Below are 12,033 nucleotides of genomic sequence, written 5' to 3' on the forward strand. Positions count from 1 at the left end.
CGGAGGCGCCCCATGGCTTCGCCCGACCAGGACCTTGCTCCTGTACTCGACAAGGACGGCGTACGGCTCACCGTCGACGACGCGCTCGCCACGGTGACGCTGGCCAATCCGGCCAAGCGCAACGCGCAGAGCCCCGCCATGTGGCGGACGCTCACCGAGGCGGGCCGGCTGCTGCCGGGCTCCGTCCGGGTCGTGGTGCTGCGTGGTGAGGGCCAGTCCTTCTCCGCCGGGCTGGACCGCCGGATGTTCACGCCGGAGGGAATCCCGGGCGAGCCGAACTTCGTCGAACTCGCGCGTCGTGACGACGCCGGGCTCGACGCGACCATCGCCGAATACCAGGAGGCGTTCACCTGGTGGCGGCGCAACGACATCGTGTCCATCGCCGCTGTTCAGGGCCATGCCATCGGTGCCGGGTTCCAGCTCGCTCTCGCCTGCGACCTGCGGGTGGTGGCGGACGACGTGCAGTTCGCCATGCGCGAGACCTCGCTCGGCCTCGTTCCCGACCTGACCGGCACGCATCCGCTGGTCGGTCTGGTCGGGTACGCCCGCGCGCTGGAGATCTGCGCGACGGGCCGGTTCGTCGGGGCCGGTGAGGCGGTGGCCTCCGGGCTGGCCAACCTCGCGGTGCCGGCGGCCGAACTCGACGGCGCGGTACAGGACCTGGCCGCGGCGATGCTGGCCGCCCCGCGCGACGCGGTGGTGGAGACCAAGGCACTGCTGCGGGATGCACCGGAACGCGACTACGACTCCCAGCGCGCCGCAGAGCGGGCCGCCCAGGCCCGGCGACTGCGGGATCTGGCCGGCGTGGGCGAATGAGCCCGCGGGGCGCCGCGCGCTCCGGCCGGCCGGTCAGGCCACGCTCGTGACCAGCACCGCCACCGTCGGATGATCGTCCAGCGCGTCCCGCACCGCCTCGCGCACCCGCCGGGCCACCTCAACGGCCCGGTGGCCCGCGCCCGTCGCCAGCTCCACACGGACGTGCCGGTGCGGCAGCGCGGTGTCCCCGGCACGCTCCTCGATGTGCACGGCCCGGCCGAGACCGCCGAGTGATCCGGTCAGCCGCGCGACCCCGGGGACGGACAGCGCGGCCGCCGCCGCGCGGGACTCGTCGGGGTCCGTGGCGTCCCGGGCGGCCGGCGGCCGCGGCGCCTCCACCGGCGTGCCCTGACCGTCCGCCGTATCCAGCAGCTCCGTCACCCGCAGATCCACCTCCGTGACCGCGAGGCCCAGGGTGTCCGTCGCGGCCGCCAGCAGGGCGAGCCGCAGCCGGGACGCCGTCGCCGGCAGCGGCTCGGCGGCCGGGGCCGCGAAGTCCGCCGTCACCCGCAGGGCACCCGGAGGCAGCGCGCCCGGCGGCCGCGGTACGACCGGTTCGCCGATGTCGTCCGGATCGGCGAGCGCGATCCGCGGCGTGCCGAGGCGCACGCCCGGCACCCCGTTCGCCGCGCGCTCCAGTACCGCCCGGGCCGCACCCTCGGCGATCCACGCGCCGTCGCGCGGGCCGCCGAGCGGCAGCAGTCTGCCCAGGGCCGGCCGATGCTGCCCCGACACCCGCGTCCACCGATCCGCCGTCATTCCTCCAGCCTGCCGTATCCCCGGCGCGCAACCGCGCAACCCCGCTTACGGTGGTCGGAGAACGACGACCGAAAGGGACGTACGGCGATGACCGACATGACGACGACCCAAGACGGTGACAACGAACCACAGCTCTCGACCCGCAAGGCCACCAGACGCGGCGGCGGAGACCCGGCGACCCGTGGGCGGACGACCATCGCCGACGGTGTCGTGGAGAAGATCGCCGGGCTGGCCGCCCGCGACGTGGTCGGGGTGAACGCCCTGGGCAGCGGTCTTGCCCGGACGTTCGGCGCGGTGCGCGACCGGGTGCCGGGCGGCTCGAAGTCCGTGACCCGGGGAGTGAAGGCCGAGGTCGGCGAGGTGCAGACCGCGATCGACCTGGAGATCGTCGTGGACTACGGCGTGTCCATCTCCGAGGTCGCCCGCTCGGTGCGGGAGAACGTGGTCGCCGCCGTGGAGCGGATGGCCGGACTCGAGGTCGTCGAGGTCAACATCGCGGTGAGCGACGTCAAGCTGCCCGACGAGGAGGAGGAGGAACCCGAGCCGCCCCGGATCCAGTGACGCCCCGCCCGCCCGGGGCGACGCGCCCGGGACCGCACCGCCGACGGACTGAAGGAGTGCTGCATGAGCATGGCCATGGTCGGCATGATCGCCGGGATGGCGCTGGGGTTCGCCGGGTACTTCGGCGGCTTCGGAGCCTTCCTGCTGGTGGCGGCGCTGGGCGCCGTCGGGTTCGTCGCCGGCCGGTACCTGGAGGGCGACCTGCAACCCGGTGACCTCTTCCGCGGCCGCGGCGACCGGCGCGACCGGCGGGGCTGACCGCCGTGAGCACGGAGACCGGCACGGCCCGCCCGCGCCCGGCCGCGGTGCCGGCCGGTGAGCGCGGCGCCCTCCGGATCGCGGACCGGGTCGTGGCGAAGATCGCCTCGCGTGCCGCCCGCGAGGCCCTCGGCCCGCTGCCCGCGGACGCCGCCGCCCCGCACGCCGCAGTCGTCGTCCACCCCCACCCCCGGGCCGGTTCGGGCCGGGGCAGCCCGGTGGGAACGGCCCGCGTCCGCATCGAGGTGGAACTCGCCCACCCCGTCGACATCGGTGCCCGCTGCGCCGCGGTGCGTCGGCGAGTGACCGAGCGGGTGAGCGAGTTGGTGAGCATGGAGGTGCTGGAGGTCGCCGTCCGGGTGGAGCGGCTGCATCTGGCACCGCTAGCCGGCGCGCACCGCGGGAGGACGCGATGAACGAACCCCGGCCGTCCGAGGACACCCGGCGCATGCCCGTCCTCGACCTCGGCAAGAGCCCCGACGCGTCACCGCCCCTGCTCGACCGGGGCAGCGGCCGCTTCTGGTCGCCGCGCCGGGTCCCCGCCGGCGTCGTCGCCCTGCTCCTGCTGGCCGGCGCGGGCGTCCTGCTGTACGACGTCGTCGCCGTACGCGCCCACCGCCCGGCGATGCAGTGGCGGCGCGCGCTGGCTCGGCAGCTCGCCGAGCGCCCCCTGGACGACGTCTGGGTGCTGGCCGGCGCCGGTGTGGCCGCCGTCCTCGGCCTGTGGCTGATCGTGCTCGCCGTCACGCCAGGTCTGCGCGCCCTGCTGCCCATGCGGCGCCCGCACCCCGACGTCCGCGCCGGACTGCGCCGCGAGGCGGCCGCCCTGGTGCTGCGTGACCGGGCCCTGGAGGTCTCGGGTGTGCGGGAGGCGCGGGTGCGGATGCGCCGCCGCCGGGCCCGCGTCCGGGCGCTGGCGCACTTCCGCGACCTGGACGAGGTACGGGCCGACCTGGACGACGTGCTTACCGACGCGGTGCGGGGGCTCGGGCTGAGCCGGCCGCCCGCGCTGTCGGTTTCCGTCCGGCGGCCCGGACGGAAGAGGTGAGGACGATGCGCACCGGACGAGTGAACCGCGCACTGCTCTGTCTGGTGGGGCTCCTGCTGCTCGTCGTGGGCGGCTCGGTGCTGGCCGTGGGCCTGGGCGCCCCGGTGCCGCGCCGCTGGCCCCACTCCGGCCCGCACGACGTCCTGCTCAGCACCGCCGAGCGCACCCGGTGGCGGGACGCGGGCTGGTGGTGGCCCGCGGTCATCGGGGGCCTCGCCGTCCTCGTCCTGCTGGCCCTGTGGTGGCTCGCCGCGGTCCTGCGCCGGCGCCGCCCGGCCGGGATCGTGGTCGACACCGGGGACGGCGAGGGCGCCCTGCTGCGCGGGCCGGCCCTGGAGTCCGCGCTCGCCGAGGACGCGGCCCGGCAGCCGGGCGTGGCCGACGCCGAGGTCCTGCTGGCCGGCCGCCGTACCAGGCCCGCGGTACGGGCCGGGCTCCGGCTGGAGCCGGCCGTGGACCCCGCCGCCGCCCTGAGCGAGTTCACCGCTCGGCCGCTGACCCGCGCGCGCGAGTCGGCGGGTCTGGCGACGCTCCCGGCGGAGGTGCGGCTGCGGGCGGTCGGACACCGTGCGGAGCGGGTCTCCTGACCCCTCCGCCGAGCGGGCCTCAGAATCCGTGCCGCATCCCGCCGTCCACCGGCACCATGATCCCGGTCAGGTAGGAGGCCGCCGGGGACAGCAGGAACGCCGCTACCCTGCCGAACTCCTCCGGCGCCCCGTACCGGCGCAGCGGGATCCGGGACTCGCTCGCCGCCCGGGTCGCCTCGGGATCGGCGGACAGCGCGTCCAGCTCACGCACCCGGTCGGTGTCGATCCGGCCCGGCAGCAGACCCACCACGCGGATCCCGCGCGGCCCCAGCTCGTCCGAGAGGGACTTGGCGAATCCGGCGAGCCCCGGCCGCAGCCCGTTGGAGATGGTCAGCCCCGCGATGGGCTCGTACACCGACCCGGACAGCACGAAGCCGATGACGCCGCCCGGCTCCAGTTCGGCCGCCGCGGTGCGGGCGAGCCGCACCGCGCCGAGGAACACCGACTCGAACGCGTCCCGCCACTGCTCGTCCGTGTTGTCGGCGACGAACCCCGGCGCCGGCCCGCCGACGCTGACCAGAACGCCGTGGCAGCCGCCGAAGTGCTCCCGGGCGGCCGCGATCAGCCGCTCGGCGGCCTCCGGGTCGGCGTTGCCGACGGCCACGCCCACCGCGTTCGGGCCCAGTTCGGCCGCCGCGTCGGCGGCCCGCTTCTCGTCGCGGCCGGTGACGACCACCTTCGCCCCGTCGGCGACCAGCTCCCGCGCGGCGGCGTTGCCCAGCCCCCGCGTCGCGCCGGTGACGACGTACACCCGGTCCTTCAGTCCAAGATCCATGGCACCTATCCTGCCTCCTCGCCGCCGAACAGGGCGAGGGCGGTGTTCACCAGCGCGATGTGGCTGAACGCCTGCGGGAAGTTGCCGAGCTGGCGGCCCAGTTGCTGGTCGTACTCCTCCGCGAGCAGCCCCACGTCGTTGACGAGCCCCACCAGCCTCTCGAACAGCTCCCGTGCCTCCTTCGTGCGGCCCGTCATGTGCAGGGCCTGGGCCAGCCAGAACGAGCAGGCCAGGAAGGCGCCCTCGCCGCCCGGCATGCCGTCGACGCCGATCGCGTCGGTGTCGTAGCGGCGGACCAGCCCACCGTGGTCCAGGTCGTCGCGGATCGCGTCGACCGTGCCGATCACCCGCGGGTCGTCGGGCGGCAGGAAGCCGTAGTAGGGGATCAGCAGCAGGGCGGCGTCCAGTTCGCGCGAGCCGTAGTACTGGGTGAAGGTGTTGCGCTCGGGGTCGTACCCCTTCTCGCACACCTCCCGGTGCACCTCGTCGCGCATCGCGCGCCAGCCTTCGAGGTCACCGGGCAGCTCCGGGTACCGCTCCAGGGTCCGTACGGCGCGGTCGGCGGCCACCCACACCATCACCTTCGAGTGCACGAAGTGGCGCCGGCCGCCGCGCACCTCCCACAGGCCCTCGTCGGGCTGCCGCCACGCCGACCGCAGGAACGTCATCAGCGCGCACTGCAGCGACCACATGTGCGGCTTGGTGGACAGGCCCGAGGCGCGGGCCAGGAACAGCGAGTCCATGACCTCGCCGTACACGTCGAGCTGGAGCTGGTCGACGGCGCCGTTGCCGACCCGTACCGGCGCGGAGTCGGCGAAGCCGGGCAGCCAGGGCAGCTCCCACTCCGGCAGCCGCCGCTCGCCCGCCACGCCGTACATGATCTGAAGGTCGGCCGGGTCGCCCGCGACCGCCCGCAGCAGCCAGTCGCGCCAGGCCTCGGCCTCGCCGTGGTAGCCGGCGGCCAGCAGGGCGCCCAGGGTGAGGGTGGAGTCACGCAGCCAGCAGTACCGGTAGTCCCAGTTGCGCACCCCGCCCGGTTCCTCGGGCAGGGAGGTGGTGGCCGCGGCGACGATCCCGCCGGTCGGGGCGTAGGTGAGCGCCTTGAGGGTGATCAGGGACCGTACGACGGCGTCCCGGTGCGGCCCGTCGTAGCGGCAGCGGGCCGCCCAGCGCCGCCAGTCCCGCACGCTGGCGCTCAGCGCCGCGTAGGGGTCGACGAGCGCGGGACGCGGTTCGTGCGAGGGGTGCCAGGTCAGCACGAACGCCACCCGCTCGCCCTCGGCGAGGGTGAACTCCGCGTGGGTGCAGAAGTCCTCGCCCCACATCCGCACATGGGGCTCGGCGCGCAGCCACACCGAGTCCGGTCCGGCGATGGCCACCCGGTGGCCGTCGGAGCGGCGCATCCACGGGATGATCGAGCCGTAGTCGAAGCGCAGGCGCAGCATGCTGCGTACGGTGACCCGCCCGCTGACGCCCTCCACGATCCGTACGACGTCGGGGGCGCGGTCGCGCTGCGGCATCAGGTCGGTCACCCGCACGGTGCCCTCGGCGGTGTCCCACTCGGTGTCGAGGACCAGGGTGTCGGGCCGGTAGGCGCGGCGGGTGCACATGCCCGCGCCCTTCGGCGCGATCCGCCAGTGGCCGTTCTCCTCGTCGCCGAGGAGCCTGGCGAAGCAGGCGCCGGAGTCGAAGCGGGGCAGACACAGCCAGTCGATCGAGCCGTCCCGGCCGACCAGGGCCGCGGTCTGCTCGTCCCCGATGACGGCGTAGTCCTCGATGCGCTCGTTCACAGCATGCGGTTTCCCGGGGGCTCGCGCGGCCAATCAGGTGGTGCGCCGGGGGAGTGACGGCCGTCCCGCAGGACCGGTGCCGTCACACGGTGGCCGGTTCGCTCTCCTCCGGCGCCGGCTCGGCGGCCGCCTCTTCCCGGTCCCGGATCTCGCGCCGGACCAGGAACCACCAGCCCACCGGGACGCCCGCGGCGAACAGCCACCACTGGAGCATGTACGCGTAGTTCAGCGGGGCGTCCTCGCTGCCCGGGTCGGAGATCTGCTCCGGGGTGCCGCCCCTGGCCGCGGGCGCCGTCTGCTCGACGTAGCCGCCGAGCACCTTCGCGCCGAGCCGCCGCGCCTCCTCGGCGCTGCTGATCAGCATGATCTGCCGGTCCGGCAGTCCCTTGATGTTCTTGATGCCGCTCGCCGAGGTCGTCTCGTCGGCCTCCAGCCGCCCGGTGACGGTGAGCCGGCCCGCGGGCGGCGCGGGGATCTCGGGGAAGTCGGTCTGCACGCCGTTCGCCGGGATCCAGCCCCGGTTGACCAGCAGCACCCGGCCGTCGGTCAGGACGAACGGGGTCAGGACGTGGAAGCCGACCTCGCCGTCGGAGTTCGTCCGGCGCCGGACCACCACCTCCCGGGAGGTGTCGAAGGCGCCGGTCGCGGTGACCGTGCGGTACTTCTCGGCACGGGTCACGGAGTGACCCGGGGAAGTGAGCCGTTCCACCGGGACGGGCTCGGCGTGCAGGGCCCGGGAGACGAGGTCGTTGCGTGCGGTGCGCTCCTGGTACCGGTGCTGCTGCCAGAAGCCCAGCTTGATCATCGTCGGGATCAGCGCGATCGCGATGATGGTGAGGATCACCCACTGGCGGGTCAGCAGGAAACGGTAGCGGTGCACCCCACGACGGTACATCCGGGCCGTGGGGTGCATTCGGGCGGGTACCGGGTCACACCCGGTCCACCACCCCCGTCTTCCCCTCCGCCCGGGCGCAGTGCGCGCCGCAGAACCAGCGGCCCTCGACCTCCACGCCCTGCCCGATGATCTGCACCCGGCAGTGCTCGCAGATCGGGGCCATGCGGTGGATCGCGCAGGAGAAACAGTCGAACACGTGCACGGCACCCTGTGCGTGCACCTCGAAGGTCATTCCGTAGTTGTTGCCGCAGACTTCACATGTCGCCATGGGGCACAGCGTGAGCCGTGGCCGGTCCCCGGGCGAGCGGGCGCGGGGCGAGTCGCGCGCCAATCACCCGTCCGTACGGTCATCCGTCGGCGGGCTCGACGTCCCGCAGCAGCTGTCCGAACGCTGCCTCGTCGACCACCGGCGTCCCGAACTGCCGCGCCTTGACCACCTTCGAGGTGCCCGAGCCCGGGTCGTTGGTGACCAGCAGGCTGGTCAGCCGGGACAGGCTCGTCGCCACGTGCAGCCCGGCCTCGGTCGCCCGGTCCTCCAGCAGCTCCCGCTCGGTGGAGGTGTCCCCGGAGAACGCCACCCGCATGCCCTGTTTGAGGCGTCTGCCCGCTTCGTAGCGGCCGGGGTTGGGGTGGGGGCAGGCGGGCCGCTTCCGGGACGGGCGCCAACCGCCGTAGCCCTGGCCGCCGTAGCCACCGCCCGCCTGCCGGCCGATCCTGGGGGTGTCCGACCACTCCGTCAGCGGACGGCACTCCAGCAGCGGAAGCCGTACGTCACCCGCCGCCGCGGCCCGCAGACTGGGCCGGAACGCCTCGGCGAGCACCCGAGCGTCGTCCAGCGCGTGGTGCGCCCGCTGCTGGACCACCCCGAAGTGCGCGGCCAGCGACTCCAGCTTGAAGTTGGGCAGCGGCAGCCCCAGCTCCTTCGACAGCGCGATGGTGCACAGCCGCTGACGCACCGGGGCCTCGCGCCGCGCGCGTGCGTACTCGCGCGCGATCATCTGCCAGTCGAAGACCGCGTTGTGCGCGACGAGCACCCGGCCGTCGAGGCGGGCCGCGAACTCCTCCGCCACCTCCCCGAACAGCGGCGCCCCCTCGAGCACCTCGCTCGTCAGGCCGTGTATCCAGACCGGTCCCGGATCGCGCTCCGGGTTGACCAGCGTGTACCAGTGGTCCTCGACCTCGCCGCGCGCGTCCAGCCGGTACACGGCCGCGGAGATGATCCGGTCGTCCCGGGCCAGGCCGGTGGTCTCCACGTCAACGACCGCGTATCCCTTCGGATACGCGGCCGGCCACGGCGTGGCGGAGGACACTGCGGTCGCACGGTCTTCGAGCATGGTCAATGAGGATACGGGCCACGACCGACAGCGCCGTCCCCCAGGTCCGGCGGCGGCGTCCCGGGCCCGTCCTCCTGCTCGGCGGCCGCACACGCGTGCGTGCGCGAACCCGTGCCGGACGTGCGGCAGTTCCCGCGGCCGTGCCCGAACTCGGCGCGCCGGCCCCGCAGTCCGCCGGAGCGCGGCGGCACGCTCACGGCGGGACGCCGGCGCGGGCGCGGCTGTGCGATTCTCCCTGCTGTGACGGAACCAACCCATGACGAGACGCACGGCGGCGCGCTGGGTTCGCGCCTGAACTGGCTGCGGGCGGCCGTCCTCGGCGCGAACGACGGCATCGTGTCCACCGCCGGACTCGTCGTCGGCGTGGCCGGCGCGACCGACTCCCGGGCCGCCCTGCTCACCGCGGGCCTGGCCGGCCTGCTCGCCGGGTCCATGTCGATGGCGGCCGGGGAGTACGTGTCGGTGTCCACCCAGCGGGACTCGGAGAAGGCCGCGCTGGCCCAGGAACGGCGGGAGCTGCGCGAGCGGCCGGCCGCGGAACTGGATGAGCTGACCCGGATGCTCGAGGAGCGCGGGCTGTCCCGCGAGGTCGCCCGGGAGGCCGCCGGGCAGCTCACCGAGCGGGACGCACTGAGGGCGCACGCGCGCGTGGAACTGGGCATCGACCCGGACGAACTCACCAACCCCTGGCACGCGGCCTGGGCGAGCTTCCTGGCCTTCACCGTGGGCGCCCTGCTGCCGCTGCTGGCGATCGTCCTGCCGCCGGCCGGCCGGCGGCTCCCGGTCACCGTGCTCTCCGTGCTGGCCGCGCTCGTGCTCACCGGCTGGAGCAGCGCCCGGCTCGGCGCCGCCGCGCCCGGCCGCGCGGTGCTGCGCAACGCGGCGGGCGGCGCCCTCGCGATGGGGGTGACGTACCTGGCCGGGACGCTGCTGGGCGCGGCGGGGGCGTAGCCGGCCGGCGAGCGGACCCGGGGCCCGCCCGCGCGGCCCGCCGCCGCCAGGACGTACCGTGAGGTGCGCTCGACCACCCCCCGGGCGCACCGCACGACATCCCGCACGAGAAGGACCCTCGCCATGCGCGCCACCACCATCCACGCCCCGTACGACATGCGCGTGGAGGACGTCCCCGAACCCGTGGTGCAGCTGCCCACCGACGCCGTGGTGCGGGTGCTGCGCGCCTGTATCTGCGGCAGCGACCTGTGGGCCTACCGCGGCGAGGCGGCCCGGCAGTCGGGGCAGCGCATCGGCCACGAGTTCCTCGGCGTCGTCGAGGAGACCGGCTCCGAGGTGTCCGCCGTCCGGCGCGGCGACCTGGTGGTCGCCCCCTTCATGTGGTCCGACGGCGTCTGCGACTACTGCCGCGAGGGCCTGACGACCTCCTGCGAGCACGGCGGCTTCTGGGGCTCCGTCGGTTACGACGGCGGCCAGGGCGAGGCCGTGCGCGTGCCGTTCGCCGACGGCACCCTCGTGCGGCTGCCCAAGGAAGCCGCCTCCGACGAGCATCTGCTGTCCGCCCTGCTGACCCTCTCCGACGTGCTCGGCACCGGCCACCACGCGGCCCTCGGCGCGGGCGCCCGCCCGGGCGCCACGGTCGCCGTGGTCGGCGACGGCGCCGTCGGCCTGTGCGCCGTGCTGGCCGCCAAGCGGCTCGGTGCCGAGCGGATCATCGCGCTCGGCCGGCACGAGGTCCGCACCGACATCGCCCGCCGCTTCGGCGCCACCGACGTCGTCGCCGAGCGCGGCGACGCGGCCGTGGAAGCCGTGCGCGAGCTGACCCGGGGCCGGGGCGCGCACGCCGTGGTCGAGGCGGTCGGCACCGAGCAGTCCATGCGGACGGCCGTGAACATCACCCGCGACGGCGGCGCCATCGGCTTCGTCGGCGTGCCGCACGGCAGCGGCACCGGACTGGACCTCGGCGTCATGTTCGACCGGAACATCGCCCTGCGCGGCGGAGTCGCCCCGGTCCGCGCCTACATCCCCGACCTGCTGCCCGACGTCCTCGACGGCACCATCGACCCCTCCCCGGTGTTCGACCTGACCGTCGGCATCGAGGGCGTCCCGGACGGCTACAAGGCGATGGACGAGCGCACCGCCCTCAAGGTGCTCGTCACCAACGGCTAGCGCCCGGCCGGAAGCCGGCTACGACCAGCGGATCGGCAGCGGCAGAGCCGTGAGCAGACCCGAGACCACGACCACGGCGCCCAGGGCGGTCACCTCGGCCCGCGCCGGGGTGTACGCGGTCAGCGGGTCCGCCGCGCGGCTCAGCCGGATCCGCGCCCACAGGGCGAACCCGGCGACGACGGCGACCAGGATCACCTTGGCCAGCAGGGCGCGCCCGTACGCCGTCGTCGTGAGCTGGTCCAGGACCGTCGCCGCCGGCATGCGGCGCAGCGAGCTCCACACACCGGTCGCGGTGAGGGCGGCGAGCAGTACGGCCGCCACGCGCGCGTACAGTCCCAGCAGCCGGGGCCCGGCCGCGTCGCCGCGCCAGCGCCGCAGGGTCCGCAGCGCGTGGAGCAGCCCGCCCGCCCACAGTGACGCGCAGGTCAGGTGAACCAGTGTCAGGCCGGAGCCGGTCAGCGGGCTCTGCTCGGTCGGGGGGTGCGCGCGCAGCGCCTCCGCGACCAGCACCGCGGCCAGCGGCCACACCTGGGCCGCCGGCCGCCGGGCGAGCGCGCACAGCCCCGCCAGCAGGAAGGCGTTGACCTCCAGCAGCGCCAGCCTGCCGTCGCGGGAGTCGTACAGACCGCCGACGTCGATCTGACCCGGGCCGTGCGGGATCAGATTGCCCGCGGAGACCACCGCGGCCAGCGCCAGCGCCGCGACGAGGCCGGCGGCGTTCGCGGCCGGCGCCCAGCTGCGCGGCAGTCCGGCGGGGGCACCGGGCAGCCGCCGGGCGAGCCGGAGCACGAACAGCTCGCCCAGCGGGACGCACAGGGCGGCGAACAGCACCCCGCGCAGCAGCGCGATGCCGCCCGCCCCGGGCGCGGCGGCCTCCCCGGTGCCGTGCAGCGCGGCGGACGGCCCGAACAGCGGGATCAGCGCCGCCAGGGCCACCAGCACCAGCACGGCCACGGCCCGGCCGGCGCCGGACCCGTGCGCCGCGCCGTCCGCTTCGGCGGCCCCGGCGGCCGGTCGTATCGGGGTCACCCCGCGATCCTCGCCAGCCGGCCGGGGACCGGGCAAGTCCGGGAGGGCGGCCGGTGCCGC

At 75.2% G+C, this 12,033-nt stretch carries 15 protein-coding genes; 8 read left to right on the forward strand and 7 right to left on the reverse strand.

Annotation, left to right across the window (positions count from 1 at the left end):
- Nucleotides 1-12: 12 nt before the first annotated feature.
- Nucleotides 13-816 (forward strand): enoyl-CoA hydratase/isomerase family protein, encoded by an 804-nt coding sequence (locus ABZ478_RS32320; RefSeq protein WP_359555005.1) that lies wholly within the window; start codon nucleotides 13-15, stop codon nucleotides 814-816.
- Nucleotides 817-849: 33 nt separating this feature from the next.
- Here ABZ478_RS32320 and ABZ478_RS32325 read toward each other — a convergent pair whose 3' ends face one another.
- The gene (locus ABZ478_RS32325) at nucleotides 850-1,575 is read right to left on the reverse strand and encodes a nucleopolyhedrovirus P10 family protein (protein WP_359555007.1); all 726 of its coding nucleotides are present in this window, start codon (nucleotides 1,573-1,575) and stop codon (nucleotides 850-852) included.
- A gap of 87 nt (nucleotides 1,576-1,662) precedes the next feature.
- Here ABZ478_RS32325 and ABZ478_RS32330 point away from each other — a divergent pair, with 87 nt between their 5' ends.
- From ABZ478_RS32330 to amaP, 5 genes are all read left to right on the forward strand, one after another.
- Complete coding sequence (locus tag ABZ478_RS32330; protein ID WP_359555008.1) at nucleotides 1,663-2,136, forward strand: Asp23/Gls24 family envelope stress response protein; 474 nt, start codon at nucleotides 1,663-1,665, stop codon at nucleotides 2,134-2,136.
- Nucleotides 2,137-2,199: 63 nt separating this feature from the next.
- The gene (locus ABZ478_RS32335; protein ID WP_358931867.1) at nucleotides 2,200-2,394 is read left to right on the forward strand and encodes a hypothetical protein; all 195 of its coding nucleotides are present in this window, start codon (nucleotides 2,200-2,202) and stop codon (nucleotides 2,392-2,394) included.
- Nucleotides 2,391-2,810: an Asp23/Gls24 family envelope stress response protein gene (locus ABZ478_RS32340; RefSeq protein WP_359555111.1), complete on the forward strand. Its 420-nt coding sequence runs from the start codon at nucleotides 2,391-2,393 to the stop codon at nucleotides 2,808-2,810. The genes ABZ478_RS32335 and ABZ478_RS32340 overlap by 4 nt, the downstream gene beginning before the upstream one ends.
- Nucleotides 2,807-3,442, forward strand: a complete 636-nt coding sequence (locus tag ABZ478_RS32345) for a DUF6286 domain-containing protein (RefSeq protein ID WP_359555011.1) — start codon at nucleotides 2,807-2,809, stop codon at nucleotides 3,440-3,442. Before ABZ478_RS32340 ends, ABZ478_RS32345 begins: the two co-directional genes overlap by 4 nt.
- Nucleotides 3,443-3,447: 5 nt before the next feature.
- Nucleotides 3,448-4,029 (forward strand): alkaline shock response membrane anchor protein AmaP, encoded by a 582-nt coding sequence (gene amaP, locus ABZ478_RS32350; protein WP_359555014.1) that lies wholly within the window; start codon nucleotides 3,448-3,450, stop codon nucleotides 4,027-4,029.
- Between the two features lie 19 nt (nucleotides 4,030-4,048).
- Here the strand turns inward: amaP and ABZ478_RS32355 are convergent, their stop codons facing one another.
- The 5 genes from ABZ478_RS32355 to ABZ478_RS32375 form a co-directional block, all read right to left on the reverse strand.
- Entirely contained in the window at nucleotides 4,049-4,804 is a 756-nt protein-coding gene (locus tag ABZ478_RS32355; RefSeq protein ID WP_359555016.1) for an SDR family oxidoreductase, read from the reverse strand.
- A gap of 5 nt (nucleotides 4,805-4,809) precedes the next feature.
- Complete coding sequence (locus ABZ478_RS32360; protein WP_359555018.1) at nucleotides 4,810-6,594, reverse strand: glycoside hydrolase family 15 protein; 1,785 nt, start codon at nucleotides 6,592-6,594, stop codon at nucleotides 4,810-4,812.
- A gap of 82 nt (nucleotides 6,595-6,676) precedes the next feature.
- Nucleotides 6,677-7,489: an SURF1 family protein gene (locus ABZ478_RS32365; protein WP_359555020.1), complete on the reverse strand. Its 813-nt coding sequence runs from the start codon at nucleotides 7,487-7,489 to the stop codon at nucleotides 6,677-6,679.
- Between the two features lie 34 nt (nucleotides 7,490-7,523).
- Nucleotides 7,524-7,757: a hypothetical protein gene (locus ABZ478_RS32370; RefSeq protein WP_359555022.1), complete on the reverse strand. Its 234-nt coding sequence runs from the start codon at nucleotides 7,755-7,757 to the stop codon at nucleotides 7,524-7,526.
- 79 nt (nucleotides 7,758-7,836) lie between these two features.
- A complete protein-coding gene (locus ABZ478_RS32375) occupies nucleotides 7,837-8,823 on the reverse strand; it encodes a DEDDh family exonuclease (protein WP_359555025.1) in 987 nt (328 codons plus the stop codon).
- A gap of 240 nt (nucleotides 8,824-9,063) precedes the next feature.
- Between ABZ478_RS32375 and ABZ478_RS32380 the strand changes: the two genes are divergently transcribed.
- Nucleotides 9,064-9,774, forward strand: a complete 711-nt coding sequence (locus ABZ478_RS32380) for a VIT family protein (protein WP_359555027.1) — start codon at nucleotides 9,064-9,066, stop codon at nucleotides 9,772-9,774.
- Nucleotides 9,775-9,897: 123 nt separating this feature from the next.
- Nucleotides 9,898-10,944 (forward strand): zinc-dependent alcohol dehydrogenase family protein, encoded by a 1,047-nt coding sequence (locus tag ABZ478_RS32385; RefSeq protein WP_359555029.1) that lies wholly within the window; start codon nucleotides 9,898-9,900, stop codon nucleotides 10,942-10,944.
- An 18-nt stretch (nucleotides 10,945-10,962) separates the two neighbouring features.
- Here ABZ478_RS32385 and ABZ478_RS32390 read toward each other — a convergent pair whose 3' ends face one another.
- A complete protein-coding gene (locus tag ABZ478_RS32390; protein ID WP_359555112.1) occupies nucleotides 10,963-11,964 on the reverse strand; it encodes a CopD family protein in 1,002 nt (333 codons plus the stop codon).
- Between the last annotated feature and the right edge of the window lie 69 nt (nucleotides 11,965-12,033).

Source organism: Streptomyces sp. NPDC005706, from assembly GCF_040631045.1.
GTDB lineage: Bacteria > Actinomycetota > Actinomycetes > Streptomycetales > Streptomycetaceae > Streptomyces.

Excerpts from the sequence above, each read along its gene's own strand:
- ABZ478_RS32335 (WP_358931867.1), top strand. The coding sequence starts at position 2,200 with ATGAGCATGGCCATGGTCGGCATGATCGCCGGGATGGCGCTGGGGTTC.
- ABZ478_RS32355 (WP_359555016.1), bottom strand. The coding sequence starts at position 4,804 with ATGGATCTTGGACTGAAGGACCGGGTGTACGTCGTCACCGGCGCGACG.
- ABZ478_RS32370 (WP_359555022.1), bottom strand. The coding sequence starts at position 7,757 with ATGGCGACATGTGAAGTCTGCGGCAACAACTACGGAATGACCTTCGAG.
- ABZ478_RS32365 (WP_359555020.1), bottom strand. The coding sequence starts at position 7,489 with ATGTACCGTCGTGGGGTGCACCGCTACCGTTTCCTGCTGACCCGCCAG.
- ABZ478_RS32320 (WP_359555005.1), top strand. The coding sequence starts at position 13 with ATGGCTTCGCCCGACCAGGACCTTGCTCCTGTACTCGACAAGGACGGC.
- ABZ478_RS32345 (WP_359555011.1), top strand. The coding sequence starts at position 2,807 with ATGAACGAACCCCGGCCGTCCGAGGACACCCGGCGCATGCCCGTCCTC.
- amaP (WP_359555014.1), top strand. The coding sequence starts at position 3,448 with ATGCGCACCGGACGAGTGAACCGCGCACTGCTCTGTCTGGTGGGGCTC.
- ABZ478_RS32385 (WP_359555029.1), top strand. The coding sequence starts at position 9,898 with ATGCGCGCCACCACCATCCACGCCCCGTACGACATGCGCGTGGAGGAC.
- ABZ478_RS32325 (WP_359555007.1), bottom strand. The coding sequence starts at position 1,575 with ATGACGGCGGATCGGTGGACGCGGGTGTCGGGGCAGCATCGGCCGGCC.
- ABZ478_RS32330 (WP_359555008.1), top strand. The coding sequence starts at position 1,663 with ATGACCGACATGACGACGACCCAAGACGGTGACAACGAACCACAGCTC.
- ABZ478_RS32375 (WP_359555025.1), bottom strand. The coding sequence starts at position 8,823 with ATGCTCGAAGACCGTGCGACCGCAGTGTCCTCCGCCACGCCGTGGCCG.